This is a genomic window from Microbacterium murale (genome assembly GCF_014635185.1).
GTDB classification, from domain to species: Bacteria; Actinomycetota; Actinomycetes; order Actinomycetales; family Microbacteriaceae; genus Microbacterium; species Microbacterium murale.
The window spans coordinates 41,755-68,427 of the sequence record NZ_BMCM01000002.1 but is presented as its reverse complement, the minus strand read 5'-3'; the positions used below and the strand labels follow the sequence as shown (position 1 = coordinate 68,427).

The 26,673-nt window shown below is 67.6% G+C and carries 23 protein-coding genes; 13 read left to right on the top strand and 10 right to left on the bottom strand.

The genetic code is table 11. The annotated features are described in order from the left end of the window. Positions 1 to 2 precede the first annotated feature (2 nt). On the top strand, positions 3 to 1,295 hold the full coding sequence (locus IEV67_RS06800; RefSeq protein WP_188435848.1) for a GNAT family N-acetyltransferase: 1,293 nt from the start codon (positions 3 to 5) through the stop codon (positions 1,293 to 1,295). Between the two features lie 18 nt (positions 1,296 to 1,313). Here IEV67_RS06800 and IEV67_RS06795 read toward each other — a convergent pair whose 3' ends face one another. Beyond that, positions 1,314 to 5,006 carry a multifunctional oxoglutarate decarboxylase/oxoglutarate dehydrogenase thiamine pyrophosphate-binding subunit/dihydrolipoyllysine-residue succinyltransferase subunit gene (locus IEV67_RS06795; protein ID WP_188435847.1) on the bottom strand — a complete coding sequence of 1,231 codons (3,693 nt, stop codon included), beginning with the start codon at positions 5,004 to 5,006 and terminating at the stop codon, positions 1,314 to 1,316. Between the two features lie 155 nt (positions 5,007 to 5,161). On the opposite strand from IEV67_RS06795, the gene guaB1 reads away from it, so the two are divergent. The 3 genes from guaB1 (at position 5,162) to IEV67_RS06780 (ending at position 9,152) form a co-directional block, all read left to right on the top strand. Beyond that, on the top strand, positions 5,162 to 6,622 hold the full coding sequence (gene guaB1, locus IEV67_RS06790) for a GMP reductase (RefSeq protein WP_188435846.1): 1,461 nt from the start codon (positions 5,162 to 5,164) through the stop codon (positions 6,620 to 6,622). Between the two features lie 152 nt (positions 6,623 to 6,774). Next, complete coding sequence (locus tag IEV67_RS06785) at positions 6,775 to 8,094, top strand: hemolysin family protein (protein WP_188435845.1); 1,320 nt, start codon at positions 6,775 to 6,777, stop codon at positions 8,092 to 8,094. Then, positions 8,091 to 9,152 (top strand): hemolysin family protein, encoded by a 1,062-nt coding sequence (locus IEV67_RS06780; RefSeq protein ID WP_188435844.1) that lies wholly within the window; start codon positions 8,091 to 8,093, stop codon positions 9,150 to 9,152. The genes IEV67_RS06785 and IEV67_RS06780 overlap by 4 nt, the downstream gene beginning before the upstream one ends. A gap of 21 nt (positions 9,153 to 9,173) precedes the next feature. On the opposite strand, the gene IEV67_RS06775 is transcribed toward IEV67_RS06780, so the two are convergent. Continuing rightward, positions 9,174 to 10,241: an NADH:flavin oxidoreductase/NADH oxidase gene (locus tag IEV67_RS06775; protein WP_188435843.1), complete on the bottom strand. Its 1,068-nt coding sequence runs from the start codon at positions 10,239 to 10,241 to the stop codon at positions 9,174 to 9,176. A 50-nt stretch (positions 10,242 to 10,291) separates the two neighbouring features. Between IEV67_RS06775 and IEV67_RS06770 the strand changes: the two genes are divergently transcribed. From IEV67_RS06770 to IEV67_RS06750, 5 genes are read left to right on the top strand one after another with little or no spacing between them, the layout of a single operon-like run. Further along, positions 10,292 to 11,131 carry an ADP-dependent NAD(P)H-hydrate dehydratase gene (locus IEV67_RS06770; protein ID WP_188435842.1) on the top strand — a complete coding sequence of 280 codons (840 nt, stop codon included), beginning with the start codon at positions 10,292 to 10,294 and terminating at the stop codon, positions 11,129 to 11,131. Next, positions 11,128 to 12,351: a hypothetical protein gene (locus IEV67_RS06765; protein WP_188435841.1), complete on the top strand. Its 1,224-nt coding sequence runs from the start codon at positions 11,128 to 11,130 to the stop codon at positions 12,349 to 12,351. The genes IEV67_RS06770 and IEV67_RS06765 overlap by 4 nt, the downstream gene beginning before the upstream one ends. A gap of 22 nt (positions 12,352 to 12,373) precedes the next feature. Then, complete coding sequence (locus IEV67_RS06760) at positions 12,374 to 12,691, top strand: thiamine-binding protein (protein WP_188435840.1); 318 nt, start codon at positions 12,374 to 12,376, stop codon at positions 12,689 to 12,691. A gap of 9 nt (positions 12,692 to 12,700) precedes the next feature. Beyond that, positions 12,701 to 13,912: an MFS transporter gene (locus tag IEV67_RS06755; RefSeq protein WP_188435839.1), complete on the top strand. Its 1,212-nt coding sequence runs from the start codon at positions 12,701 to 12,703 to the stop codon at positions 13,910 to 13,912. A gap of 32 nt (positions 13,913 to 13,944) precedes the next feature. Next, entirely contained in the window at positions 13,945 to 14,574 is a 630-nt protein-coding gene (locus IEV67_RS06750; protein WP_188435838.1) for an NUDIX hydrolase, read from the top strand. Between the two features lie 14 nt (positions 14,575 to 14,588). Here the strand turns inward: IEV67_RS06750 and metX are convergent, their stop codons facing one another. Continuing rightward, positions 14,589 to 15,797: a homoserine O-acetyltransferase MetX gene (gene metX, locus IEV67_RS06745; RefSeq protein WP_033104695.1), complete on the bottom strand. Its 1,209-nt coding sequence runs from the start codon at positions 15,795 to 15,797 to the stop codon at positions 14,589 to 14,591. Between the two features lie 483 nt (positions 15,798 to 16,280). Between metX and IEV67_RS06740 the strand changes: the two genes are divergently transcribed. Continuing rightward, positions 16,281 to 16,952 carry an endonuclease domain-containing protein gene (locus IEV67_RS06740; protein ID WP_188435837.1) on the top strand — a complete coding sequence of 224 codons (672 nt, stop codon included), beginning with the start codon at positions 16,281 to 16,283 and terminating at the stop codon, positions 16,950 to 16,952. Positions 16,953 to 17,021: 69 nt separating this feature from the next. Here IEV67_RS06740 and IEV67_RS06735 read toward each other — a convergent pair whose 3' ends face one another. Next, a complete protein-coding gene (locus tag IEV67_RS06735) occupies positions 17,022 to 18,344 on the bottom strand; it encodes a bifunctional o-acetylhomoserine/o-acetylserine sulfhydrylase (RefSeq protein ID WP_033104694.1) in 1,323 nt (440 codons plus the stop codon). A gap of 168 nt (positions 18,345 to 18,512) precedes the next feature. On the opposite strand from IEV67_RS06735, the gene IEV67_RS06730 reads away from it, so the two are divergent. From IEV67_RS06730 to IEV67_RS06720, 3 genes are read left to right on the top strand one after another with little or no spacing between them, the layout of a single operon-like run. Further along, complete coding sequence (locus IEV67_RS06730; RefSeq protein WP_188435836.1) at positions 18,513 to 19,298, top strand: SDR family oxidoreductase; 786 nt, start codon at positions 18,513 to 18,515, stop codon at positions 19,296 to 19,298. A gap of 6 nt (positions 19,299 to 19,304) precedes the next feature. Further along, on the top strand, positions 19,305 to 20,006 hold the full coding sequence (locus IEV67_RS06725) for a uracil-DNA glycosylase (RefSeq protein ID WP_188435835.1): 702 nt from the start codon (positions 19,305 to 19,307) through the stop codon (positions 20,004 to 20,006). Positions 20,007 to 20,015: 9 nt separating this feature from the next. After that, the gene (locus tag IEV67_RS06720) at positions 20,016 to 20,627 is read left to right on the top strand and encodes a GNAT family N-acetyltransferase (protein WP_188435834.1); all 612 of its coding nucleotides are present in this window, start codon (positions 20,016 to 20,018) and stop codon (positions 20,625 to 20,627) included. Here the strand turns inward: IEV67_RS06720 and IEV67_RS06715 are convergent. The 6 genes from IEV67_RS06715 to IEV67_RS06690 form a co-directional block, all read right to left on the bottom strand. Further along, positions 20,587 to 21,399 (bottom strand): ABC transporter ATP-binding protein, encoded by an 813-nt coding sequence (locus IEV67_RS06715; protein WP_188435833.1) that lies wholly within the window; start codon positions 21,397 to 21,399, stop codon positions 20,587 to 20,589. The two genes, IEV67_RS06720 and IEV67_RS06715, sit on opposite strands and share 41 nt — an antisense overlap. Further along, a complete protein-coding gene (locus tag IEV67_RS06710; protein WP_188435832.1) occupies positions 21,396 to 22,187 on the bottom strand; it encodes an ABC transporter ATP-binding protein in 792 nt (263 codons plus the stop codon). Before IEV67_RS06710 ends, IEV67_RS06715 begins: the two co-directional genes overlap by 4 nt. Next, complete coding sequence (locus tag IEV67_RS06705) at positions 22,184 to 23,050, bottom strand: ABC transporter permease (protein WP_188435831.1); 867 nt, start codon at positions 23,048 to 23,050, stop codon at positions 22,184 to 22,186. Before IEV67_RS06705 ends, IEV67_RS06710 begins: the two co-directional genes overlap by 4 nt. Continuing rightward, positions 23,050 to 24,000, bottom strand: a complete 951-nt coding sequence (locus IEV67_RS06700; protein ID WP_188435830.1) for an ABC transporter permease — start codon at positions 23,998 to 24,000, stop codon at positions 23,050 to 23,052. The genes IEV67_RS06705 and IEV67_RS06700 overlap by 1 nt, the downstream gene beginning before the upstream one ends. Before the next feature lie 7 nt (positions 24,001 to 24,007). Further along, positions 24,008 to 25,522: an ABC transporter substrate-binding protein gene (locus tag IEV67_RS06695; protein ID WP_188435829.1), complete on the bottom strand. Its 1,515-nt coding sequence runs from the start codon at positions 25,520 to 25,522 to the stop codon at positions 24,008 to 24,010. Between the two features lie 106 nt (positions 25,523 to 25,628). Further along, a complete protein-coding gene (locus IEV67_RS06690) occupies positions 25,629 to 26,558 on the bottom strand; it encodes an alpha/beta fold hydrolase (protein ID WP_188435828.1) in 930 nt (309 codons plus the stop codon). Positions 26,559 to 26,673 lie beyond the last annotated feature (115 nt).

The following is a 26,673-nucleotide window of genomic DNA, read 5'->3' as shown; positions in this document are numbered from 1 at the left end:
GGATGACCGACGCGCGCAGCATCCCAGCCGACCCCACGTCCGTCGAGCGGCTGGGCGGCCAGCACCTCACGTACCGGATGATCGACATGTCGTCGCCGGCCGAGGCCGAGGCGTTCTTCCGTGCCGATGCGCGGGGTTTCCTCGACTCCGAGCCCACCGCCGAGGCTGTTGCGTCGACGACCGCCGCCCTGAAGGACCGTCGCAACATCGGCGTGTTCGAGGCCGGCGCCGAGGCGAGCACTCTGCCTGTGGCGACGGTGAACTCATGGATCACGCCGCTCACCGTCCCGGGTGGCGAGGTCGACATGTGGGCGATCAGCTCCGTGACGGTCTCCGGCACTCACCGGCGGCGCGGCATCGCGCGTGCTCTGCTCGAGGGCGAGCTGCGAACCGCGGCATACGCCGGTGTCCCGATCGCCGGGCTCACCGCGTCCGAGGCGACGATCTACGGCCGCTACGGGTTCGCTCCGGCCATCCCGGTGGCGCGGATCACCGTCGACACCCGTCGCGCCGGTTGGAGCGCCACCACACCCGCCGGCCGGGTGGAGTACATCGACAAGGAGACGTTGAGAGATCACCTCTCGACGCTGCACGAGGTGGAGCGTACCCGGCGTTCCGGCCAGATCGCGGGGTGGAATCTGCGCTGGGAGAGGGCGGCGGGGTTGACGCCGGATCATCCGTCCGCCGCGGCGGTGCGCGGCGTCCGCTATCTCGACGAGAGCGGTGCGGTGCGGGGCGTGATGGCGTACAAGCTCGCCGAGATCCCCGGCGTCTTCCGTTCGGAGATGACGATCTTCCACCTCTCCGCCGTGACCTCCGATGCGCTCACCGCGCTCTGGGGCTTCGCGCTGCAGCATGACCTGGTCGACAAGGTGAGCGTCGATCTCCGCCCGATCGATGACCCTCTGCCGTGGCTCGTCGCCGACCGCCGTGGCGTGGAAGTCGTCGTGCATGATCACGGCTGGCTGCGCATCCTCGACGTTCCCGCAGCGCTCTCCGCGCGTACGTACCGCGCGCCGATCGATCTGGTGTTCCGCGTGGCCGACTCGCTCGGCTTCGCCGCCGGCTCCTGGCGGCTCACCGCAGACGGCGGGCACGCGACCGTCACGTCCGCGGACGATGCCGCCGCCGACGTGGTCCTCGACGTGGCGACGCTGTCAGCGCTCTACGCCGGGGGAGTGAGTGCCGTGCAGCTTCGGGCCGCAGGCCTGCTGAGCATTACTGCGGAAGTCGCAGCATCCGTCGACGACGCATTCCGCGCCGCAGAGGTCCCGCTGCTCGGTATCTGGTACTGAGCAGCGGGAACCCTGGCGTCAGAGGGTCAGGGCACGCTTGAGCAGGTCGGCCTGCTCTGCGGCGTGCACCTTGGAGGATCCGGCCGCGGGTGATGCCGAGGCTGCGCGCGAGACGACGCGGAAACCGCGCTCGCGCACTGCGTCGAACGCGAGCGCGAGGAACGGCCACGCTCCCTGGTTCTCCGGCTCTTCCTGAACCCACACCAGTTCGGCGTTGGGGTAGGTGTTCGTGATCGCCTTGAGCTCGTCGATCGGCGTCGGGTACAACTGCTCGAGCCGTACCAGCGCGATCTCGGGGTTAGGGTTCTTGTCGAGCTCGCTGCGAAGATCCCAGTGCACCTTGCCGGAGTGCACGAGAATGCGCTTCACGCTCTCGCGGTCCAACTCGCGGTGGTCGTCGATCAGCGGTTCGAAGCGTCCCTGGGTGAAGTCCTCGACCTTGCTGGTCGCACCGCGAAGACGCAGCATCGCCTTCGGTGTGAAAACGATCAGAGGGCGGCGCGGACGGGCGTAGGCCTGGCGCCGCAGCAGGTGGAAGTGCGAGGCAGGAGTCGACGGACGGGCGACGGTCATGTTGTCCTGCGCGCACAGCTGCAGGAAGCGCTCGATGCGTGCGGACGAGTGATCCGGTCCCTGGCCCTCGTAGCCGTGCGGCAGCAGCAGCGTGACACTGGACTGCTGGCCCCACTTCTGCTCGGCTGAGGAGATGTACTCGTCGATGACAGCCTGCGCCGTGTTCGCGAAATCGCCGAACTGCGCCTCCCACAGCACGAGAGCCTCAGGCGCCTCGACCGAGTAGCCGTACTCGTACGCCATCGCGGCGTATTCGCTCAGCAGGGAGTCGTAGACGAAGAAACGCCCCTGGTTCTCGGAGAGATTCGCAAGCGGCAACCACTCCTGGCCGTTCGCGCGATCGTGCATGACGGCGTGACGCTGCACGAAGGTACCGCGCCTGGAGTCCTGACCCGCGAGACGCACCGGGGTGCCCTCGACGAGCAGCGAGCCGAACGCGAGCAGCTCGCCGAAGCCCCAGTCGATGTTGCCGCTGCGCGTCATCTCGACCCGCTTGTCCAGCAGCTGCTGGATCTTCGGGTGCACGGTGAAGCCCTCCGGCTTGTTGGCGAACGCCTCTCCGATGAGACTGACCACCTCGGCGGAGACGCCGGTCACATCGGGTTCGCCGGTGATCTCGTCGACGGGGACGAGATCCGGAGCGATCGGCGTAGCGCCGGTCTCCGCCGCATGCGTCTCGGCGAACGCGACCTCGAGACGACGTTGGAAGTCGTCCTTGGCCTGGTCGTATTCTTCCTCTGTGATGTCACCGCGGCCGACCAGAGCCTCGGTGTAGAGCTTGCGCACCGAGCGCTTCTCCTGGATGAGGTCGGTCATGAGCGGCTGCGTCATCGAGGGATCGTCACCCTCGTTGTGGCCGCGACGGCGGTAGCAGACGAGATCGATCACGACGTCGCGGTGGAAGCGCTCACGGTATTCGAAGGCGAGCTGTGCGACGTGGATGACCGACTCGGGGTCATCGCCGTTGACGTGGAAGATCGGCGCCTGAGTCGTCTTGGCGACGTCGGTCGCATACACCGAGGTACGAGCATCCGTCGGCGTCGTGGTGAAGCCGACCTGGTTGTTGACGACGACGTGGATCGTGCCACCCGTGCGGTAACCGCGCAGTTGCGCCATCTGCAGCGTCTCTACCACGACGCCCTGGCCGGCGAAGGCCGCGTCACCGTGCACGAGGATCGGCAGCCACGAGAACGTGCCGATCGGCTTGCGGTCCTGCTTGGCGCGCACGATGCCCTCGAGCACGCCATCGACGGTCTCGAGATGCGAGGGGTTCGCCGCGAGGTACACCGGCAACTCCGACTTGTCGTCGGCGATGAACGTGCCCTGAGTTCCGAGGTGGTACTTCACGTCACCGGAGCCGCGCTTGTTGCCCGTGGCCTGAAGACCCTCGAACTCGCGGAACACCTGTCCGTACGTCTTGCCGGCGATGTTGGTGAGCACGTTCAGCCGGCCGCGGTGGGCCATCCCGATCGCGGCGCCCTCGAGACCGCCTGCGGCGGCACCCTGGAGAATCTCGTCGAGCAGCGGGATCAGCGATTCGCCGCCCTCGAGCGAGAAGCGCTTCTGACCCACGAACTTGGTCTGCAGGAACGTCTCGAACGCCTCGGCCTCGTTGAGCTTGCGGAGCACCCGCAGCTGCTCGTCGTGGCCCGGCTTCTGGTACTTGACCTCGACCTGCTCCTGGAACCAGCGACGCTGTTCAGGATCCTGGATGTGCATGTACTCGATGCCGAGTGTGCGGCAGTACGAGTCGCGCAGCACACCGAGGATGTCGCGCAGCTTCATGACGCGCTTGCCGCCGAAGCCGCCGGTGACGAATTCCCGGTCGAGATCCCAGAACGTGAGGCCGTGGCTCTCGATCTCGAGGTCGTGGTGCGAACGCTGCACGTACTGCAGCGGATCGATGTCGGCCATCAGGTGTCCGCGGACACGGTAGGAGTTGATCAGCTCCTGCACCCTGGACTGCTTGTCGACCCGCTCGGCGAGGTCGACCGCGATGTCGGCGTTCCAGCGGATCGGCGCGTACGGGATGCGCAGCGCCGCGAAGATGTCGTCGTAGAATCCGCGTTCGCCGAGGAGCAGCTCATGCGTCTTCTTGAGGAACTCGCCGGAACCGGCACCCTGGATGACGCGGTGGTCGTAGGTGCTGGTGAGCGTGATGGTCTTTCCGATGCCGAGCTCGGCGAGCGTCTTCGAACTCGCGCCCTGGAACTCGGCAGGGTACTCGAGCGCGCCGGCGCCGATGATGCAGCCCTGGCCCTTCATGAGCCGCGGCACGGAGTGCACGGTGCCGATGCCGCCGGGGTTGGTCAGCGAGACAGTGGTGCCTGCGAAGTCGGCGGCGGTGAGCTTGTTGGCGCGCGCACGGGTGACGAGGTCTTCGTACGCGGACAGGTACTCGGTGAATGTCAGGGTGTCGGCGCGCTTGATGCTCGGCACCATGAGGGCGCGGGTGCCGTCGGGCTTGGGAAGATCGATCGCGATGCCGAGGTTCACATGAGCCGGGGCGACGACGGACGGCTTGCCGTCGATCTCGGCGTAGAACACGTTCTGGCTCGGGAACTCCTTCAGCGTCTGGATCAGGGCCCAGCCGATGAGGTGCGTGAAGCTGATCTTGCCGCCGCGCGAGCGCGACATGTGGTTGTTGATGACGATGCGGTTGTCGATCATCAGCTTCGCCGGGATGGTGCGCACGCTGGTCGCGGTCGGAACCGTCAGCGACTGGTCCATGTTCGCGGCGAGAGTCTTGGACATGCCGCGAAGCGGAGTGGCCTTGTCCTCGTCGGCCGTCTCCTCGGCGGTCTTGGCCTCCGGCTTCGGCGCCTGGGCGGGGATCGGCGCCGGGGCGGCGGGCTTCGCCGTGGTGCGGGCGACGGGCTGCGAGCCGATCACCGGGATCGGCGCGGTCACTGGATGCTCGGCGGCTGCAGCGGACGCTGCGCCGGAGGGCGGTGCAGGCGCCGTCGCGGCTGGTGGGGACGCAGCATCCGGCTTGTAGGTCTCCAGGATCGGCCACCACTCCTTGTCGACGGAGTTGCGATCGATCTTGAACTGTTCGTAGAGTTCGTCGACGAGCCACGAGTTGGCTCCGAAATCTCCGTCGTCTGAACTCCCGACGCCGGCCACCTGGTTCGCCACGCGCTATCGCCCTCTTTCATCGCTGAAGCTTTTGTCCACGCGCGAAACGGGAGGCCCCCGGGTCAGCGCGCTCTACCCTCTAGCCTAACGTGTTCTCGTGCACGGATACGCGAGTGCGGCTGCCCGATCCGACCCTGTGAAGCTACCGTGGGGGTATGAAGTTCGTCAGCGAGCAACCTGCCGTGGATCTCACCTATTCGGATGTCTTCCTGGTGCCACGTCGCTCTGAAATCACCAGCAGGCTCGAGGTCGATCTGACCCCACGGGACGGCACACCGGCGACGATCCCCCTGGTCGCATCGAACATGAACTCGGTCACAGGCCCCAGGCTCGCCGCAGTGCTCGCTCGGCGCGGCGGTCTGGGGATCCTCCCGCAGGACATGCCGCTGCAGGATCTGGATGCCGCCATCCGCGATGTGAAGCGCCAACCGGTCGCGTGGGACACGCCGCTCGTGCTTCCGCCCTCGGCGACCGTTGCGGAAGCGCTCTATCTGATGCCCGCCACGGCGGGTCACGGCATCGTGGTCGCTGAAGGCGTCGCAGGCTCCGTGGTCGAGGCATCAGCAGTGCGCGGCATCCTTCCGGCCACCAGGCTCGCGACGGCGCTTCCGGATGCGCAGCTGGGAGATCTCGTGCACGCGGGCACCCCGGCACTGGATGCTGAAGACGTCACGAGCGGACGCGCGGCCTTCGACGTCATCACCGCGACGGGCGCCGAGCTCGTCACGATCCAGCGTCACGGCCATCTGATCGGCACACTGAGCGCACGCAGTGCACTGCGCTCGACGCTGTACACGCCAGCGGTCGATGCGGACGGGCGTCTGGCGGTGGGCGCCGCGATCGGTATCAACGGCGATGTGGCCGCCAAAGCCAAGGCGCTCGCTGCAGCCGGTGTCGATGTGCTCGTCCTCGACACCGCGCACGGTCATCAGGAGGGGATGCTGCGCGCTCTGACGACGGTCGCGGCTCTGAACCTCGGCATCCCGCTGGTCGCGGGCAACATCGTCACCGCAGACGGCGCGAACGACCTCGTGGATGCCGGAGCGTCGATACTCAAGGTCGGGGTCGGCCCTGGCGCCATGTGCACCACGCGCATGATGACGGCGGTCGGACGCCCGCAGTTCTCCGCCGTGCTCGAGACGGCCCAGGCCGCGCACGAACTGGGCGCCCACGTGTGGGCGGACGGGGGAGTGCGCTACCCGCGCGACGTCGCGCTCGCGCTCGCCGCCGGCGCGGCATCCGTGATGATCGGCTCCTGGTTCGCCGGGACGATCGAGGCGCCAGGTCAGCTGCAGACCGACGCCGATGGGCGCATCTACAAGGAGTCGTGGGGCATGGCGTCGACCAAGGCCGTGCAGGCGCGGTTCGGACGGCTCGATGCGTACGAGCGTGCGCGCAAAGAGCTGTTCGCCGAGGGCATCTCGTCATCGAAGATCTACCTCGACCCCCTGCGGCCGGGACTGGAGGACCTGCTCGACATGATCACGTCGGGCGTTCGGTCATCGTTCACGTACGCGGGCGCGGCGACGGTGCCGGAGTTCCACGACCGCGCCCTGGTCGGACGCCAGTCCGCCGCCGGCTACGAAGAGGGCAAGGCGCTGCCGGTCAGCTGGTAGGCGCGCAATCGATGCAGCCCCGTCAGAAATAGTCGGGCGCACAGCTTCGACACTGCCGAGAATCTGTAGAATCGTTGCACCATGGACGACCCTCCCAGTTGTAGTACATCGCCCCACTGTCCGCCCCTGCTTCCTCAGGAGGGGAACTGCTGATGGATTACATCATGTTGGGCGTGGGGCTTCTGCTCACGGTGGGAACGGGACTGTTCGTCGCCAGCGAGTTCGCACTCGTGAACCTGGACCGAGCCGAACTCGAGGCTCGTCAGGCCCGAGGCGAGACACGGCTCGCGATCACGATCGGTGCTCTGCGGCACACCTCGACGCACCTGTCGTCCGCGCAGCTCGGCATCACGCTGACCACGCTGCTCACCGGTTACACGATGGAACCGGCGCTGTCGAACCTGCTGAGTCCGGTACTGACCGGATGGGGGATCGCTGAGGGCGCTGTGCGCCCGATCGCCACCGTGGTCGCCATGTTCATCGCGACTGTGCTCTCCATGATCCTCGGTGAACTGGTGCCCAAGAACTTCGCGCTCGCACTGCCACGCGCGACGGCGAAGCTCGTGGTGCCGTTCCAGGTGGCGTTCACCACGGTGTTCAAGCCCGCCATCGTGCTGCTCAACGGCAGTGCCAACGGCATCCTGCGCTCGATGGGAGTCGAGCCCAAGGAGGAACTCTCCGGCGCGCGTACGGCCGAAGAACTCTCGTCGCTCGTTCGCCGGTCGGCCAGCGCCGGCGTGCTCGAGGCCGACACCGCCAGCCTGCTCGATCGCACTCTCACCTTCTCGCGGCTCTCCGCCGACGACGTGATGACGCCGCGGCCGAGCATGCACGCGATCGCCGCCGGCGACTCCGCAGAGGACGTCATCCAGCTCGCTCGCCGCACCGGCCACAGTCGCTTTCCCGTCTATGACGACGACCTCGACGACATCACGGGTGTCGTGCACCTGAAGGCTGCGGTCTCCGTGCCCCGTGAGCGTCGCAGCGAGGTTCCGGTCGGTGCGCTCGCGACCGAGCCGCTGCGCGTTCCCGAGACCGTTCACCTCGATGTGCTGATCTCGGAGCTCCGCGCGAAGGGATACCAGCTCGCGATCGTCGTCGACGAGTACGGCGGCACCGCCGGCATCGTCACGCTGGAGGACCTGGTGGAGGAGATCGTCGGCGAGGTGTCAGACGAGCACGATCGCAGTCGCGCCGGCGTCGTCCGCGGCCGAGACTCCATCACCTTCCCTGGCGAGCTCCGCCCGGATGAACTTCGAAGTCGCACCGGCGTCCTGGTGCCTGAGGGAGACGTGTACGACACCGTCGGCGGTTATGTCATGAGCGTTCTGGAACGCGTGCCCGTGAACGGTGACGAGGTCACCTTGGACTCCGGTGTACTGCAGGTCGTCCGCATGGACGGGCGCCGTGTCGACCGCATCCGGTACACGCCGGTGCCGGTCGATGTCGCGAGTGAGGAGGTGACGCGATGAGCGATTGGATGGGAATCGTCTGGCTCGTGATCCTGCTCGTCGCGAACGCCTTCTTCGTCGGCGCCGAGTTCGCGGTGATCTCGGCCCGCCGCTCGCAGATCGAACCGCGCGCCGAACAGGGCTCGCGCTCCGCCAAGACCGCGCTCTACGCCATGGAGCACGCGACCCTCATGCTCGCGACATCGCAGCTCGGGATCACGATCTGCTCGCTGCTGATCCTGAATGTCTCCGAGCCCGCGATCCACCACCTGCTCGGAATCCCGATGCACGCCTTCGGGTGGGCGGATGCCGTCGTCGACGTCGTCGCGTTCGTCGTCGCACTGCTGATCGTGTCGTACTTGCACGTGGTCTTCGGCGAGATGGTGCCGAAGAACCTCGCGTTCTCGTTGCCCGATCGCGCAGTGCTGATCCTCGCGCCGCCGCTGGTGTGGATCTCGAAGATCTTCCACCCGGTGATCTGGGTGCTCAACGCCGCAGCCAACGGCGTGCTGCGCCTGTTCCGCGTGGAGCCGAAGAACGAAGCGGCATCGACCTTCACGATCGACGAGGTCGCCACGATCGTCAATCAGTCGCGTCGCGAAGGCGTGCTGACAGACGCGTCAGGCACTGTGTCGAAGGCGGTCGAGTTCACGGACAAGAAGGCGCGCGACGTCGCCGTGGCACTGAGCGACCTGGTGACGCTGCCGGAGACGTCCACCCCGGACGATATCGAGAAGGCCGTCGCCCGCTACGGATTCTCGCGTTACGTGATCGTCGATCAGGCGCGCGCACCCTTGGGATATGTGCATCTCAAGGACATCCTCCGGGCCTCGGAAGGGGCGGATGCCGCAACCACGACGGCGGTGCCCATCCCCTCGAAGCGCATCCATCACATGGTGCCGGTGCAGGAGGACACCGATCTGGAAGACGCTCTCGCGGTCATGCGTCGTGCCGGTCGCCACCTCGCCAAGGTCCGCAATGCGCAGGGCGAGACCACTGCAGTGCTGTTCCTGGAGGACATCCTGGAGGAGCTGGTCGGAGAGGTGCAGGACGCGACTCGTCGCGTGCACGGACGCTGAACCCGACCTCGAGCCGAGCGCTCAGCGCCAGCGCGCCCGCAGGTACTGCGGCTGCCATGTGACCGTGTCGTCGAGCTCGTGCGCGGCCCGCAGACCGAAGTGCGGGTCGCGCAGCCACTCCCGACCGGCGAAGATGGCGTCGGCCGCGCCGTCGGCGAGCACCCGCTCCGCCTGCTCTGCGGCGATGATGAGTCCGACAGCCGAGACCGGGATCCGCCCGCCCTGGCGGACGGTCTCGGCCAATGGCACCTGGTAACCCGGGTGCACGTCGATCCGCTGATGTGCGACGAGCCCGCCGCTGGAGACGTCGATGAGGTCGGCGCCGTGCTCGATCGCCCAGCCGGCGGCCACTGCCGCTTCGTCCGGCGTGAAGCCGCCCTCGGCGTGGTCGGTGGCGGAGATCCGCACGAACAGCGGCACCGCGTCGCCAGCGACCTCGCGCACAGCATCCACGACGCGCAGCAGCAGGCGTGCGCGATTCTCGAGCGGTCCGCCGTACTCGTCCGTGCGCAGGTTCGACAGCGGCGAGAGAAACTGATGCAACAGGTAGCCATGGGCGCCGTGCACTTCGAGGGCATCGAACCCGGCATCCAGCGCACGCCGCGCCGCGGTGCGGAATCTTTCGACGACCCGCTCGATGCCGGCGTCGTCCAGCGCGGTCGGCGCCGCGAATCCTTCGAACGCCACTGCGGACGGAGCCGTTGTCGTCCAGCCGCCATCGGCTTCAGGCACCGATCCGTGCTGTTCGGCCCACGGCCACCAGGTCGATGCCTTGCGTCCGGCATGCGCGAGCTGGATACCGGCGAGCCCGCCGCGATCATGGATCGCCTTGACGATCGGCGCCCAGGCGTCACGCTGCTCATCGTTCCAGATGCCGGTGTCACGCGGCGAGATGCGCCCCTCGGGGACGACGCTGGTCGCCTCGGCGACGACGAGGCCGGCGCCTCCTGAGGCGAACTGGGTCAGATGCGTGTGGTGCCACTCCTGGACCACACCGTCGACGGCGCTGTACATGCACATCGGCGACACCCAGAGGCGATTCGGGAACGTGACGGAGCGGATGCTGAGAGGGGAGAAGAGGTGACTCACTCTTCGACCGTAGTGCCGCTGGGGAGCACGAGGCGCGCTAGCGTGGAAGCATGGTCGACGTCCGCGAATGGTGCAGCGCCGACACCGCGCGCCTGCTGCGCGTTCCGGGCCAGGGCGATGACAAGTACTCGCGCGGCGTCGTCGCGCTGCGCACCGGTTCGAACGCGTATCCCGGTGCGGCCGTGCTGGGTGTGGAAGCCGCCTGGCGCGCTGGCGCAGGATACGTCCGCTTCGTCGGCGAGGAACGCGCAGCGGATGCCGTGATCGCCCGCCGACCCGAGACCGTCGCCGCACCGGACATCGGACGCACTCGTGTGGGTGCCTGGGTCATCGGATCCGGCACGGATGCCGCGGACCGCTCGCCGGACGAGGAGCGCGCACTGCGCGACATCCTGAGCGGCTCCGTCCCGGTCGTCGTCGATGCGGGGGCGCTGGATCTCGCGCCGATGGCCTCGGCTCCGCTCGTCGTCACCCCGCACGCCGGCGAATTCGCGCGGCTGCGGGAGCTGCTGGGCCTGCCGCCGGAGGGAACGGGCGATCGCGTCGTCGATGCCGCCGAGGCGGCGCACGCCCTCGGTCGTGCTGTCCTGCTGAAGGGCGCGACGACGCTGGTCGCAGCATCCGACGGTGCCCGCGTGCTCTCGGTGGCATCCGCCCCCGCCTGGCTGGCGACGGCGGGTGCGGGGGACGTGCTCGCCGGCGTGCTCGGTGCACTCCTCGCGGCTGCGCCGGACGCCTCCGTTGCGGAGGTCGCGGCATCGGCGGCATGGCTGCACGGGCGCGCCGCAACTCTCGCGTCGGGGTCGTCCGCGGGGGCTCATGGCCATCCGATCGTCGCGCTCGATGTGGCCGAAGCCCTGCCGGCAGCCATCGAAGACCTGCTGTCGTGAGGCCGCGCACGACCCTCCTGTGGGCCGCTTTCCTCGCCGTCCATGTGCTGGTCGCGTGGTTGGGATGGGTGTACCCGACTCAGCCGATGGGCGATGTGGTCCTCGTCTACGAGCCCTGGTCGACCGCCGCGGTGTCCGGCGGCGCGATCGTGGGGATCACGGAGCCGTGGGTGTACCCGCAGCTGGCACTGCTGCCGATGCTGCTGACGAAGCTGCTGGCGTGGCCACTGATCGGATTCGTCGGCACCTCTGGCGCCTACCTGATCGGCTGGGCGGTGATGGTGACGGCAGTGGATGCTGTCGCCTTCGGCGTGCTCGTGGGCAGACGCGGCACGGCCGCTCGGCGTTCCGCCGGATGGTTCTGGACCGCTGCGCTGCTGTTGCTCGGACCGATCGGCATCTACCGGATCGACGCCGTGACCGTGGCGCTCGCGGTGATCGGCGGGCTCTGGCTGATCAAGTGCCCTGTCGTCGCGACGACGCTGCTCACGGTCGCGGCATGGATCAAGATCTGGCCGGGCGCGCTCGTGCTGGCCGCGGTGGTCGCCGCGCGGGGACGCATCCGGATTCTGCTGGCCGCGGTCGGGGCGTGCGCGGCGATCGTGCTCGTACTCTTCCTCGTCGGCGCCGACCGGCACCTGCTCGGGTTCCTCACGGAGCAGACCGGGCGCGGGGTGCAGATCGAATCGGTCGCCGCGACGCCGTTCATGTGGCTGGCGCATTTCGGCGCAGCATCCATCGACTACAGCTTCGAGATCCTCACCTTCCAGATCGGGGCGCCCGGCGTGAGTGTGCTGGCGGGCGTGCTGACGCCGATCATGGTGGTCGCCGTCGCGGCGCTGATCGTGGTCGGAGTCGTCAAAGCCACCCGAGGGGCGTCGTTCCCGCGGCTCTTCCCGCCGCTCGCTCTCACGCTCGTCGCCGTGCTCATCGTGACGAACAAGGTCGGCTCGCCGCAGTTCCAGACCTGGCTGATCGCCCCGGTGATCCTCTGGATCATCTTCGACCGCACGAGATCGGGCCTGCCGGCGGGTGTGGTGCTCGTACTGTGCGCACTGACATGCCTGATCTACCCGTTGACGTACGACGGGCTGCTGCATGCGGAGCTCGTACCCGTGCTCCTGCTCACCGCACGCAATCTGCTGCTGATCGCGCTGTTCGTCATCGGGGTGCGCGCCATGGTGCGGGTGCCGACGACGCGCAAGTCCATCCGAACCTGACCACTGAACGAGAGGAATCCTCATGCTCATCGCCTTCTCCGTCGCCCCCGGCGGCTCCGGGAACACCGACGGATCCGTGCACGATGCGGTCGCAGCCGCCGTCAAGGTCGTCCGCGAGTCCGGGCTCCCACATCGCACGACCAGCATGTTCACCGAGATCGAGGGACCGGACTGGGACACCGTGATGGATGTCGTCAAGCGCGCCACCGAGGCCGTGATGCCGTTCGGGTCACGCGTCTCGCTCGTGCTGAAGGCCGACATCCGACCCGGGTACAGCGGAGAGCTCGACGCCAAGATCGACCGACTCGAGGCGGCGATCGAGGAGTCCGGCGACCAGTAGCATGGACGGGTGAATCCCTCGAAGAATTCGAGGGGTGCGGCGAAGTGGGCGCTCCTCTCCCTCGCCATCGGCTCATTCGGAATCGGCATGACCGAGTTCGTCATGATGGGCCTGCTGCCGCAGATCGCACAGGACCTGTTGCCCGACCTCTGGCAGACCAGCCACGAAGACGCCATCGCACAGTCCGGCGTGCTCATCTCGCTGTACGCGCTCGGCGTCGTGATCGGTGCACCGACGATCGCCGGCCTGGTCGCGCGGTTCCCCCGTCACCGTGTCATGATCGGTCTCGCGCTCGCGCTGACCGTGTTCAACGCACTCACCGTCGTACTGCCGAGCTTCGGACTCGTCGGCGCCTCGCGCCTGCTCGCCGGGCTGCCACACGGGGCGTATTTCGGCATCGGCGCGCTCGTCGCCGCCGATGTGCTCGGACCGGGCAAGCGCGCCAAGGGCGTCGCGTTCATCCTCACCGGCCTCACCATCGCGAACGTGGTGGGCGTGCCGCTGGGCACCTACCTCGGACAGCAGTGGGGGTGGCGGAGCGCATTCATGGTCGTGACCGTCGTGTTCGCGCTGGCCACCGTCTGCATCGCGAAGTTCGTCCCGAAGCATCCGGGTGATGCCGGTCGCACGCTGCGCTCGGAACTCGGCGTGTTCCGTATCGGGCAGGTCTGGCTCACGCTCGGTATCGGAGCGATCGGCTTCGGCGGATTCTTCGCGGTGTACAGCTACGTCGCACCGCTCGTCACCGAGGTCGCCGGCTCTCCCGAATGGGCGGTGCCCATCGTGCTGGTGATCGTCGGGCTGGGCATGACGGTCGGCAACCTGCTGGGCGGATATCTGGCAGACCGCGATCTGCGCCTGACGCTGCGGCTGGGGATGGCCGGCCTCGCGATCGTGCTCGGGATGCTGGCGCTGCTGTCCTTCCAGATCATCCTGCTCGCGCTGCTCGCGTTCGCGGTCGGGCTGGTCTCGTCGGTGTTGAGCCCAGCCATCCAGACCAGGCTGATGGACGTCGCCGGTGACAACCAGTCCATCGCGGCCGCGTTGAACCACTCTGCGCTCAACATCGGCAACAGCCTCGGTGCGTTCCTCGGCGGTGTCGTGATCGCCGTCGGCTGGGGCTTCACGGCACCCGCGTGGGTCGGTGCTGTGCTCGCCCTGATCGGGCTGGCGATCACGACCGTCGCCCTCCGGGTCGAGCGCGTCGCGGTCGTAGCCTGAGCCCTTCACCGCCGCCCGCGTAGGGTGAGGGCATGGATGCGATCATGCCCGTCGGTGGAACCGTCGTGCTGCTGCGCGACCGGCGATCCGGCGGGGTCGAGACGCTGCTGATCCGTCGCCCCGATCGCGGGTCGTTCGCCGGAGGGTGGGTCTTCCCGGGCGGTGTCGTGGAGGAAGCCGATCGCGTCGATGACTCGGACGAGCGGGGGATCGCCGCACTCGCGGCCGTGCGTGAATGCGAGGAGGAGGTAGGCGTCCGGCCGGCGGACCTCGTCACGCTCTCCTGCTGGGTTCCGCCTGTCGAGGCACCCAAGCGCGTGCGAACGTGGTTCTTCCTCGCATCCGCCCCGCCCGGTGAGCTGGTCTTAGCCGCTGATGAGGTGATCGACGCGCGGTGGTCGACGCCGGCGGAGGCGCTCGAACTTCATGCGGCAGGGCAACTGAGGCTGTTCCCGCCGACGTGGGTGACGTTGCAGGCGCTCACGCAGGCATCGAGCGTCGCGAGCGCTCTTGCCGCGGCATCCGTTCCTGAGTTGTACGCGACGTACATCATCGCGGGTGGGGTGTTCGTGTGGGGCGGTGACGCCGAGCATCCGGAGGGCGGCGAAGGACGCCACCGACTGGAGACGGCTGCGCTGCCCTGGAACTACCTGCGCGACTGACTCATGCCCATCTCTCAGGCGTCGAGCAGTCTCCGCAGGTGCGCACCGACGGCTTCGGTCTCGATGAGGAAGCCATCGTGCCCGAAGTCGCTGGTCAGCACGACCGCCTCGTGACCGTCGAGAGTGTTCGGGATGCTGCGCGCGATGCGATGCTGGCCGTCGACGGGGAACAGCCGGTCGGTGTCGATTCCGAGCACGAGCGTCTTCGCGGTGACGGCGCGCAGCGCCTCTTCGACCCCGCCGCGGTCGCGGCCGACGTCGTGCGAATTCATGGCCTCCACGAGCGTCAGGTAGCTGTTCGCATCGAAGCGACGGGTGAACTTGTTGCCGTGGAAGTCGAGGTATGACTCGACGGCGAAGCGTCCGCCATGGCCGAGCGGTGAGACGTCGGACTGCCAGGAGCGCTGGAACCGCTGGTTGAGCTCGATCGGGCTGCGGTAATTGAGCAGAGCCATGCGACGCGCAAGCGCGAGGCCACGGTGCGGGCCTTCTCCGTCGCTGAGGTCGTAGTACTCGCCGCCCTGGAATCGAGGGTCGATCCGGATCGCCTCGAGCTGCACCGAGTTCAGCGCGATCTGATCTGCGGTGTTGACCGGGGGAGAGGAGAGCACCGCGAGGCGCTCGACGCGTTCGGGGTGCGTGACGGCCCACTCCAGTGCGTGCATCCCGCCCATCGATCCGCCGATGACGCCCGCCCAGCGATCGATGCCGATGGCATCCGCGAGGCGCACGTGCGCCGCGACCTGGTCGCGCACGGTGAGGTACGGGAAGCGGGAGGCCCACTCGTATCCGTCCGGGGCGACGCTGGCGGGACCCGTGGTGCCCTGGCAGCCGCCGAGCATGTTCGGTGCGATCACGAACCAACGATCGGTGTCGATAGCGGCACCTGGACCGACGATCTCCTGCCACCACCCGGCGGTCGGATGGCCGGCGCCGGCTTCGCCACGCAGGTGGCTGTCACCGGTGAGGGCGTGCAGCACGAGGATCGCGTTGTCACGCGCCGCGTTGAGCTCGCCCCAGGTCTCGTAGGCGATGCGGATGCTGGGAAGCTCCACGCCGCTTTCGGTCTGGAAGGGTCCGGATGCCGCGAACTTGCGGTGTCCGGCCGGGTCGCCGTCGCGCCACGCGCCGGTGACGGGTGGACGTGCGCGCAGCAGCCGGGTATCTGCCTCCGTCACGCGCGCCGATGGCACGGTGTCCTCGGAGGTGCTCTGCCAGTCCATGCACCCATTCTCGCGTGGATCCGTGCGCCGTCGGCGCAGGTTACGCGCGCCGGCTACTGCAGGAGATGAAAGGAGGAAAGTGCTCGTCAAATCACGGGATGACCGACACTTTCCTCCTTCGTATGAGACGGGACTCGCCCTGCACAGTGGGATGGAGCCGTGGCTTGTCCACGGTTCCCGTGATCGCAGGCGCCGCGGCCGGCACGGCTGCCTCAGGATGTGTCGATGCGACCACGAGCCCGAATGCCACGAACGCTGGGGGAGACCTTCACTATCCGCGAGGCCGAGGCTTCTGGAGTGGGGCGCTCCCGGAGGAATTCTCCTGATCTCCATCGCCCGTTCCACGGCGTGCGGGCGGTGGAGGCTCCGAAGACGTTTACGGAGTTCGTCGCCTGCTGTCACCGCCGTATGAAGCATGGGCACCGCTACGGCGGACGTACCGGGATGCGGCTCTGGGGCTTACCGCATCCAGAGATCTGGACGATGAAGGAACCATTGGAGGTGATGGTTCCGCCGGACACGGCACCTCCGAGAACCGGCGGGGTGAAGGGACGCCGCCTCGCCGAGGACCGCGCGGAGACGACGATCCTGAAGGGCGTTCCGGTTGTGGATCCGGTCGCCGCGTTCTTCACTTGCGCTCACGAACTGACGACCGCACAAGCCGTTACGGTCATCGACGCGCTCATCACGACGGCATCCAACTACCCGGACCTCGGACCGCGGCGTCCGATGACCACGCGCCAGCTGATCTTCGATCGACTCGCGCATTGGGGGCGATTCCCAGGGTGTGCGACTGTTCGGGAGGCTCTGCCTCTCGCACGAGAGCGAGTGGAGTCGCCGAAGGAGACCGAGACGAGACTTCTGATCGTCGCGGCGGGGCTCCCGGAGCCGGAGGTCCAGTGCGGTGTTTTCGACCGCGGCCGCTTCATCGCCCGGGTGGATCTGGCCTATCCGAGACTGAAGATCGCGATCGAGTACGAGGGAGACGGTCATCGGACGGACAAGGGACAGTGGCGGCGCGACATCCAGCGTCAGCGTGAACTGGAGGCGCTCGGATGGATCGTGATCCGTCTGACCGAGGACGATCTGAGGAACGCCGGTGCATCGCTGCTCACGCACCTTCGCCGCGCCATCGCTACGCGTTCGAACGCGTGAAAGGAGGAAAGTGCCGGTCAATTTGCGAGATGACCGACACTTTCCTCCTTTGAACGCCCGGAAGCAGCGCTACGCGCGAGCGGCCTCCGAGACACGACGAGCCGCGTCGAGCGCCTGCTCGAGGTCGGCCTTGAGGTCGTCGATGTTTTCCAGTCCGACCGACAGGCGCACCAGGCCCGGCGTGACGCCGGAGGTGAGCTGCTGCTCGGGGGTGAGCTGCGAGTGCGTGGTGGATGCCGGGTGGATGACGAGCGAGCGCACATCACCGATGTTCGCGAGGTGGCTGAACAGCGAGAGGCTGTTCACGAACTCGCGACCGGCTTCCACCCCGCCCTTCAGCTCGAACGACAGCACGGCGCCGACGCCCTTGGGCAGGTACTCGTTCGCCTTGGCGTACCAGGGGGACGTGGGCAGGCCGGAGTAGTTGACCGACGCGATGTCATCGCGGCCGTCGAGCCACTCGGCGACTTCCTGCGCGTTCTGCACGTGGCGCTCGATACGCAGCGAGAGCGTCTCGATGCCCTGAATGAGGTTCCAGGCGCTCTGCGGGGAGATCGCCGAGCCGAGGTCGCGCAGCAGCTGCACTCTGGCCTTGATGATGTACGCGAGCGGGTCGCCCACCGCAGTGGTGTAGCTGGCGCCGTGGTATGAGGGGTCCGGCTCGGTGAGGCCGGGGAACTTGTCGACGTTCTTGGACCACTCGAAGGTTCCGCCGTCGATGATCGCGCCACCGATGGTGGTGCCGTGGCCGCCGAGGAACTTGGTGACCGAGTGGACGACGATGTCGGCGCCGTGCTCGAACGGACGCAGCAGGAAGGGGGTCGCGATCGTGTTGTCGACGATGAGCGGCACGCCGTTCTCGTGAGCGATGTCGGCGACGGTGCGGATGTCGAGCACGTTGATCCGCGGGTTGCCGATCGTCTCGGCGAACAGCAGCTTCGTGTTCGGGCGGACAGCGCGGCGCCATTCCTCGGCGTCATCCTGGTTCTCGACGAACGTGACGTCGATGCCCAGCTTGGCCAGGGTGTACTTGAAGAGGTTGTAGGTGCCGCCGTAGATCGAGCTGGATGCGACGAAGTGGTCGCCGGCCTGCGCGATGTTCAGCACCGCGAACGTCGATGCCGCCTGGCCGCTGGCGAGGACGAGGGCGCCGGTGCCCCCCTCGAGCGCCGCGAGCCGCTGCTCGAGAACGTCCTGCGTCGGGTTCTGGATGCGGGTGTAGATGTTGCCGAACTCGGCCAGCGCGAAGAGGTTCGCCGCATGGTCGGCGCTGTCGAAGACGTACGACGTCGTCTGGTAGATCGGCGTGGCACGGGCCTTCGTGACAGGGTCGGGCGCGGCGCCCGAGTGGATCTGCTTGGTCTCGAAACGCCAGGTCTCAGGTGCGGACATGTGTTCCCCCTGGAACGGATTGAGGTCGGTACGGCGGATGCCGTTGATGAGAGCGTACGTAAGGACCTCGGTGTCAACAACGAAGGGGAAATGTTACGTAACACGGCGGCGCGCCGAAACCGCAGTGAGAACGCGATGAGACGAGGCGAAACGTCGTACGGTGGAGGCATGGTGACACGGCGTGCAGTGGTGACAGGTGCGAGTTCGGGGATCGGAGAGGCGACCGTTCGCAACCTCCGTGCGCGGGGGTGGGAGGTCGTCGGCGTGGCCAGACGCGCTGAGCGCCTGCAGACCCTCGTGGACGAGGTCGGCGCATCGGCCATCGCCTGCGATCTGACCGATGCGGATGCCGTGGCATCGCTCCTCGCCGAGCTCGAGGAATCCGGGCCGGTGCACGCACTGGTGCAGGTCGCCGGCGGAGCGCGCGGCACCGAGCGCGTGGAAGATGCGAGCATCGCCGACTGGCAGTGGATGTACGACGTCAACGTGCTGGCCACCCAGCGTCTGGTCGCCGGAATCCTTCCGCAGCTGCGTCGTGCCGCCGGGTCCGACGGGCACGCCGACGCGGTCTTCGTGACATCGACCGCCGCCCAGATCGCGTACCCCGGCGGAAGCGGCTACAACGCGGCCAAGGCCGCCGAGTCGATGCTGGTGAAAGTGCTGCGGCAGGAGCTCAACGGCGAACCGATCCGCGTCGTCGAGGTGGCGCCCGGCATGGTGCACACCGAGGAGTTCACGCTGAACCGCCTGGGTGGCGACAGCCTCGCAGCCGAGGCCGTCTATTCCGGGGTGGAGGAGCCGCTCACCGCCCATGACGTCGCCGACGTGATCGGGTACGCGCTCGATGCGCCGGGCCACGTCAACCTCGACCTCGTCACGATGCGTCCTGTCGCCCAATCGGCACAGCATCTGCTGGCGCGAGGACCATTGCGCGTCCGCGGCGGCGAAGGCTGAGCCCGCATGCCGGGCCGCTCTCTCGCGCAGCTCGCGGATGAAGGGCTGATCGATCAGGACTGGGCGGATGCTCTCGCACCTGTCGCGGATGTCATCAGCGCACTCGGCGAGCGACTGCGGCTCGAGCAGGCTGAGGGGCGGGGCCACCTCCCGGCCGGGGACCACGTGCTCCGGGCGTTCCAGCGACCACTCGCGGACGTGCGGGTGCTGATCACAGGACAGGACCCGTACCCGACGCCGGGGCATCCGATCGGTCTGTCGTTCGCTGTGGAGCGCCACGTGCGCCCGCTCCCGCGGAGCCTGAACAACATCTACACCGAGCTGCAGAGCGATCTCGGCATCCCGCCCGCACCGCACGGCGATCTGACGGCGTGGAGCGATCAGGGCGTGCTGCTGCTGAACAGGGTGCTGACCGTCGCGCCAGGCGCCCCGGCGTCGCACAGGGGCTGGGGCTGGGAGCAGGTCACCGAACTCGCCATCCGCACGCTTGTCGCTCGCGAGCAACCGCTCGTCGCGATCCTGTGGGGGAGGGACGCCGCGAACCTTCAGCCGCTGCTCGGTGACACGCCCGTGATCGCCTCCGCTCACCCATCGCCGCTGTCGGCGCATCGCGGGTTCTTCGGCTCCCGGCCGTTCTCACGTGCGAACGCGCTGCTCGAGCAGCAGGGTGCCAGGGTCGTGGACTGGCGCGTCGGCGGCGAACTATAAGCTGAGCGCATGCAGTTCGAACCCGGCGACCGACGTCGACGGCTGCCGCGTCATCTGCGTGAACCGGAGCCCGATCCCGGCACGTTCTCGTTCAGCATCCGTCCCGCCGTGCTGCGCGATCTTCCCGACGTCCGCGAGATATACAACCACTACGTGGCCAACTCCGTCGTGACCTTCGACGAGAAGCGCAGCACGCACCGCTACTGGCGCGAGAAGTTTGCGATGCTGACGAAGCTCAAGCTCCCGTTCCTCGTAGCGGTGACACCGTCGAACCAGGTGATCGGCTATGCCCTCGTGCAGCCATGGGCGAGCAAATCGGCGTATCGCTACACGGTGGAGGATTCGATCTACCTCGGGCCCGGCGCCGGCGGCAAGGGGCTCGGCTCCGCGTTGCTGCAGGCGCTCATCACGGCGTGCGAGGAGATCGGACTGCGAGAGATCGTGGCGGTGATCAGCGACAGCGGCGCCGAGCCGTCGATCAGGCTGCACACCAGGTTCGGCTTCGTCGAAGTCGGGCGCATGGGGCGGGTGGGCTTCAAGTTCGGCCGCTCGCTCGGCACGGTCTATCTGCAGAAGTCGCTCACGTCGAAGTCCCGTCGCCGGCTGTTCCAGCGGGGATGACGGGGATCGCAGCCAGCAGACGCTTGGTGTAATCCTGCTGCGGATGCAGCAGTACGTCATGGGTCGCGCCGCGTTCGACGATGCGGCCGTCCTTCATCACGGCGACGGTGTCGCACAGATTCTGAACCACGCCGATGTCGTGCGAGACCATGATGAGCGTGAGATCTTCCGTCTGCAGCAGTTCATCGAGCAGTTCGAGGATCTGCGCACGCACGGTGACGTCGAGGGCGGACAGCGGTTCGTCGCCGACGAGGATGCGCGGCCGGTGCGCGATGGCGCGCGCCAGCGCGACGCGTTGGCGCTGGCCGCCGGAGAACTCGTGCGGATAGCGTTCGGCCATCTCCGGTTTCAGGCCCACCTGCGTGAGCACTTCACGTACACGTGCTCGATGATCTCCTTCGATTCCGAGGGCCCACAGCGGCTCGGCGATGATCTGCCCGGCGCTCATCCGAGGGTCGAGCGACGCATACGGGTCCTGGAACACCAGCCCCGTCTGGCGGCGTAGCCAGTGCAGCGAGCGGGCGGACGCCGCGGCATCCACCGTCTTTCCATCGATCGACACGGTCCCGGACGTCGGCCGATCCAGCCCGAGCAGCAGGCGCACCAGCGTGGACTTGCCAGAGCCGGATTCGCCGATGATGCCGATCGCCTCACCCGCCTCGATGTCGAGGTCGGTCGGATGCAGGGCGGTCTGGGTGCCGGCGCGCTCGAACATCGTCCGCTTCGGAACGGGGAAGTCCCGGGAGAGGCCGCGCGTGGAGATCAGGCTCATCGGTCACCGCCTTCCGGTCGCCACAGCGTCGCGGTGGCATCGCGCAGAAGTCCCTGGGTGATCGGCGAGGAGGGAGCAGTGAGCAGCGTCGAGACCGGTGCGGATTCGATGACGCGTCCTTCCTCGAGCACCACACCGTGCGTCGCGACCTGAGCGAGGACGGCGAGGTCGTGCGTGATGAACATCAGCGACTTGCCCTGTTCCTCCACGAGCGAGAGCAGCAGCTTCAGTATCTCCGCCTGGATGGTCACATCCAGGGCGGTGGTGGGCTCATCGGCGATGAGCAGCCGCGGCCGGCACGCGAGGGCCATCGCGATCGCGACGCGTTGACGCTGCCCGCCGGATAGTTGGTGCGGATACTTCTGCACGATCGACTCCGGATCGGGCAGCCGCACTCGTGCCGCCTCCTCGATGGCGCGAGCGCGGGCTTCGCGCTTCCCGGCTCCAGTGTGGATGCGCACGGATTCCGCGATCTGACGCCCGACGGTGCGGATGGGGTTGAGAGCGGTCCGCGGCTCCTGGAAGACGATCCCGATGTCGTCGCCGCGGAAGCGGGCGAGTTCGCGATCCGGCATCCCAATCAGTTCGGTGTCATCCCAGCGGATGCTGCCGGTCGCTGTCGCGCCGTCTGGCAGCAGCCCGAGGATCGCAAGTGCCGTGAGCGACTTGCCGGAGCCGGATTCGCCGATCAACCCCAGGCGTGCGCCGTCCGGCACGTCGAACGAGATGCCGTCGATGACGCGGCGACCGTCGATCTCGACGACGAGGTCCTTCACCGAGAGACTCATGCGACCACCGCCGGCGTGTGCAGCTCGGCACTGCGGTGCCGCAACGTCGGATCGGTCGCCTCACGCAGCGCGTCGCCGAGCAGGTTGAGCGCGAGCACCGTGATCGTGATGGCGAGGCCCGGCCAGATCACCGACAGCGGATGGATGCTGATGTACCGCTGCAGGTCCGACAGCAGGATGCCCCACGACGGTTCGACGACCGACGCACCGAAGCCGAGGTAGGACAGACCGGCCTCGGCCAGGACCGCCACTGCCATCGACCATGAAAGCTGCACGATGAAGACCGGCGCGACGTTCGGCAGCAGATGGCGCAACAGGTTCTGCGACGCGGTGAGCCCCGCGGCCCTGCCGGCGAGCACGAAGTCGCTCTGCTGCACGCGCCGCAGCTCTGGTCGGGTGACACGGGCGATGTTGACGCCGAAGCCGATGCCGACCGCCCAGATCACGACCCACAGCGACCCGCCCCACACCGAGGAGATCATCATGGCGATGATCAGCACCGGGAACGCGATCAGGATGTCGACCAGCACGGCGACGGTCTCGCGTACCCACCTGGCGGTGAGCGCTCCCAGTGCGGCGAGGGCGATTCCGACGACGGTCGCGACGATCCCCGCGCCGACGCTCACGAAGACGGTCGTGCGGGTCCCCGCCATGATGAGGCTGAGGATGTCGCGCCCGGTGTTGTCCGTGCCGAGCAGATGCGGCCAGCTCGGAGCCGCCCAGCGGTCGCGCACGTTGGCGTCGAACGGGTTGAAGGGCGTCCAGAAGACCGAGATCAGGGCGACGAGCGCGATGACGATCACGGTGATCAGGCCGAAGCGTCCGGTGGTGCTCCTCCACAGGTCTCGCAGCCAGCGGGGCATCAGGCGGCCTCTCGCTGGCGCGGATCGACGAAATGGTGGATGAGGTCGACGATGAAGCCGATCACCAGTACGAGACCGGTGAGCACGAGCAGTTCGCTCTGCACCTTGATCAGGTCGCGTGTGCCGACGTCGGCGACCAGCATCCGCCCGATCCCCGGCAGCGTGAACAACTGCTCGATGACGACCGAGCCGACGATGATGCCCGCCACCTGCAGACCGAGCACTGTCACGATCGACAGGCCCACCGCAGGGATGCCGTGCTGCACGAGCGCCCTGTTCCTGGTCAGCCCCTTGGCGGCAGCCGTGCGGACGAAGTCCTGCCCACGGGCCTGCAGAGTGGCGCTGCGGACGAAACGCAGCAGCATAGCGCCCTCGACGATGCCGATCGTGAGCGCGGGCAGGATCAGGGCGCGGAAGGCCTGCCAGGGGTGTTCCCAGCCGCCACGGGGGAATCCCTGGGCGGGGAGCCAGCCCAGCCACACCGCGAACACGACGATCAGCATCATGCCGGCCCAGATCACCGGCACAGCGGCCAGCGCCTGCGCTGTGACGCTGAGCGCCGTGCCTGATGCGCGGCCGCGCCACAGCGCGGAGAGGATCCCGAACGGCACGGCGATCAGCAGTGCGATCACCAGCGCCATCAGGCCCAGGGGCACGGTCACCTGCGCCTTCTCGGCGAGCTCCGCACCCACGGACGCGCCGCTGAGCTGGGACGTGCCGAGATCCCCGGTGAGCACTCCGCCGATCCACTCGCCGTACTGCACGAGCAGCGGACGGTTGAACCCGAGTGATTCCCGCAATGCCTCGACCGTGGCGGGCGATGCCTGGGTGCCGGCGATGAGCTGGGCGACGTCGCCGGGGAAGACCCGCAGCGTGAGGAAGATGAGCACGCTCGACACGAGGAGTCCTGCGATGAGCAGGACTCCTCGTGTGAGCGTGTAGCGGATCACGCCCTGGCTACTCGGCGGCCTTGGCGACACCCGCAAGGTTGATGCGCGAGTTGATCGAGTCCTGCGGGAAGCCGGTGACGACCGGGGTCACGGCGGTGATGGTGGCGCCGTTGTAGAGCCAGTCGGCGGCGTGATCCTCGGAGACCAGACGTGCCGCCTCGGCGAGCAGTTTGGCAGACGCGTCCTCGTCGACCTCGGCGAGTGCCTCGGCGTACAGCGACTGCACCTCGGGGTTGTCGTAGTTGAAGTAGTAGTCAGGGTCGGCGAAGTTGCCGAAGTCGCGCGGTTCGACGTGCAGCACGAAGCTGAGTTCGTAGTCCTTGTTCGTGTATACGTCCTCGAGCCAGGTCGGGAACTCCACCGCGTCGACCTCGAGCGTGACTCCGACCTTGGCGAAGTCGGACACGAGCACCTGCGGCACGGTGGTGCCGTAGAACGACGGGATCGTCAGGGTGAGGTCGAGATCTTCCTGTCCTGCCTCCGCGAGCAGCTCCTTCGCGCGGTCGGGGTCGTACGGGGCGACATCAGACAGGTCCTCGTAGCCGGGGTCGAGTTCGGGGATGGGGCCGTAGAGCGTCTCTCCGGCGCCGACCGCCTCGACGAGTCCCTCGTGGTCGATCGCGAGCCGAAGCGCCTCACGCACGCGCGCGTCGTCGAGAGGGGCCTTGGCGTTGTTGAACGCGAGCGTCGCCTTGTCGGTGGTGCGTCCGGTGGTCAGGGTGAAGTCGCCGGAGTCCTCAAGCTGCGGTGCGAGGTTCGGGTCGACCGCGGTCAGCACGTCGAGGCTTCCATCGAGCGCTGCGTTCACCCCGGCGGTGAAGTCGGGGATGTACTCGAAGACGACCTCGGCGACCTTGGCGGGCTCGCCCCAGTACGCGTCGGAGCGGGCGAAGGTGATGGTGCTGCCCTTGCTCCAGTTCTCCAGAGTGAACGGGCCGGTGCCGTTCTCCGCGGTCTGCAAGTCGGTCGCGTCTCCGGACTGGAAGACGAGCCCGGCGGGACCGGTGAGGGTGAACAGGAAGTTCTGATTCGGCTCGGTGAGGGTGATCACGACCGTCGTCGCGTCAGGTGCCGTGATGGATGCCACGTTCGCGAACTCGGCGTTGCCCTGCAGCGTCGCGTCGGTGCGCACAGCCTCGTAGGATGCGACGACATCGGCCGACGTGAGCGCGGTGCCGCTGTGGAAGGTCACCTCCGGGTTCAGCGTGAACGTGTATGTCAGGCCGTCATCCGAGACCTCGTACTCCGAGGCGAGACGCGGCTCGATCTCGTTGTCCTGGCTACGGGTGACGAGTCCCTCGTAGATGTTGTCGATGAGGATCTGCTCGATCGCGGCACCGCTGGTGTGACGGATGTCGAGGTTGGTCGGCTCGAGGACGAGCCCGACCGTGAGGGTGGCGTCCAGATCGGGCTCACCTGTCGAGGTCTTCACCGGTTCCGGTGAACCTGCGCAGGCGCTCAGGATGACGGCGGTGGCGGCGAGCGTGGACAGGACGGCGAGGCGTCTGTTTCGTCGGAACATGAAGTTGTGGATCCTCTCGGTGCGGCAGGTGCTGTGTGCCGGTGCAGTAGAGCGTAGAGCGGGACAGTCAGTGGAGTGGGAACAGCGGAATGCGGCGACACATTCCTCAGGCGGGGGAGTGCGCGGCAGCGCGGATCAGATCGGCGAGCTCACGAGGAGCGGTCTCCTGCACATTGTGCGAAGCGTCCATGGCGACCACGCGGGCGGTCGGGACACGTCGGAGCAGTTCATCGCCGTCGGCCTCGCTGACGAAACCCGAGGTCGCTCGTACGAGCGTGATCGGCGCCTGCGTGCCGGCGAGATCGTCCCAGCCGGTGGTGCGCAGGATCGGCGCTGTCGCACCGACACCCGCGGGAGAGTCGGCCGGAGCGAACACCTGGGCCGCGAGATGGGCGAAGTGATGCTTCCACTCGACGCGCCCGTCGGCACGGATGCGTGAGTTGAAGAAGACGCCGCGTTCGGTATCGGCGCGCGAGCCGCCGAGGCCGAACGACATGGCACGGTCGACCAGATCGTCGCGGGAGGCGAAGTCCGTCGGCCCCGCGTAGAACTCACGCAGGGCGGCCGGGCCGCCTGAGGAGTCGATCCCCGGCGTGATGTCGACGGTGATCAGCTCGCGCACCAGATCGGGGCGAGCGGATGCCACGGCCGCTGCCGTCAGTCCGCCGAGGGACTGGCCAACGAGGATCTGCGGTTCGACCGTCCACTTCTCGAGCGCGACGATGACGTCCGCCGCGAGGGTGCGAGCGGAGTAGTCGAGGTCATCGCGCCAACTGGAATCGCCGTGTCCGGCGAGATCGATGACCAGTGCCGGCTGCTGCAGCAGCAGTGCCGTCGTGTCCCAGGTGTGCGCGTTGAGTCCTGCTCCGTGCAGAAGTGTGACCACGGGCGGTTCATCGCCGAAGCGAAGGGCGCTGAGCTCTCGTCCGTCGGCGAGACGAACGGTCACACGTTCGACAGGGGGTACGGGCACGTTCAGCACCCGCGCCTGCTGGGGAAGATAGCTGAACTCACTTGTCTCTGTGGCCACGAACATATTCTGCCCCCAGTCCATGCTCGTGGGAAAACGCAGAAGCGATATGCCAACTCAGTGCCGCCCCTGAGCGAGCAGTATGCCAAACCTCATGCACGTTTAGTCTGCAGGATGCATT

Coding starts and splice junctions, on each gene's coding strand:
- IEV67_RS06800 (WP_188435848.1), top strand. CDS start 3: ATGACCGACGCGCGCAGCATCCCAGCCGACCCCACGTCCGTCGAGCGG.
- guaB1 (WP_188435846.1), top strand. CDS start 5,162: ATGAAGTTCGTCAGCGAGCAACCTGCCGTGGATCTCACCTATTCGGAT.
- IEV67_RS06785 (WP_188435845.1), top strand. CDS start 6,775: ATGGATTACATCATGTTGGGCGTGGGGCTTCTGCTCACGGTGGGAACG.
- IEV67_RS06780 (WP_188435844.1), top strand. CDS start 8,091: ATGAGCGATTGGATGGGAATCGTCTGGCTCGTGATCCTGCTCGTCGCG.
- IEV67_RS06770 (WP_188435842.1), top strand. CDS start 10,292: ATGGTCGACGTCCGCGAATGGTGCAGCGCCGACACCGCGCGCCTGCTG.
- IEV67_RS06760 (WP_188435840.1), top strand. CDS start 12,374: ATGCTCATCGCCTTCTCCGTCGCCCCCGGCGGCTCCGGGAACACCGAC.
- IEV67_RS06750 (WP_188435838.1), top strand. CDS start 13,945: ATGGATGCGATCATGCCCGTCGGTGGAACCGTCGTGCTGCTGCGCGAC.
- metX (WP_033104695.1), bottom strand. CDS start 15,797: ATGGACTGGCAGAGCACCTCCGAGGACACCGTGCCATCGGCGCGCGTG.
- IEV67_RS06740 (WP_188435837.1), top strand. CDS start 16,281: ATGAAGGAACCATTGGAGGTGATGGTTCCGCCGGACACGGCACCTCCG.
- IEV67_RS06735 (WP_033104694.1), bottom strand. CDS start 18,344: ATGTCCGCACCTGAGACCTGGCGTTTCGAGACCAAGCAGATCCACTCG.
- IEV67_RS06730 (WP_188435836.1), top strand. CDS start 18,513: ATGGTGACACGGCGTGCAGTGGTGACAGGTGCGAGTTCGGGGATCGGA.
- IEV67_RS06725 (WP_188435835.1), top strand. CDS start 19,305: ATGCCGGGCCGCTCTCTCGCGCAGCTCGCGGATGAAGGGCTGATCGAT.
- IEV67_RS06720 (WP_188435834.1), top strand. CDS start 20,016: ATGCAGTTCGAACCCGGCGACCGACGTCGACGGCTGCCGCGTCATCTG.
- IEV67_RS06715 (WP_188435833.1), bottom strand. CDS start 21,399: ATGAGCCTGATCTCCACGCGCGGCCTCTCCCGGGACTTCCCCGTTCCG.
- IEV67_RS06710 (WP_188435832.1), bottom strand. CDS start 22,187: ATGAGTCTCTCGGTGAAGGACCTCGTCGTCGAGATCGACGGTCGCCGC.
- IEV67_RS06705 (WP_188435831.1), bottom strand. CDS start 23,050: ATGCCCCGCTGGCTGCGAGACCTGTGGAGGAGCACCACCGGACGCTTC.
- IEV67_RS06695 (WP_188435829.1), bottom strand. CDS start 25,522: ATGTTCCGACGAAACAGACGCCTCGCCGTCCTGTCCACGCTCGCCGCC.
- IEV67_RS06690 (WP_188435828.1), bottom strand. CDS start 26,558: ATGTTCGTGGCCACAGAGACAAGTGAGTTCAGCTATCTTCCCCAGCAG.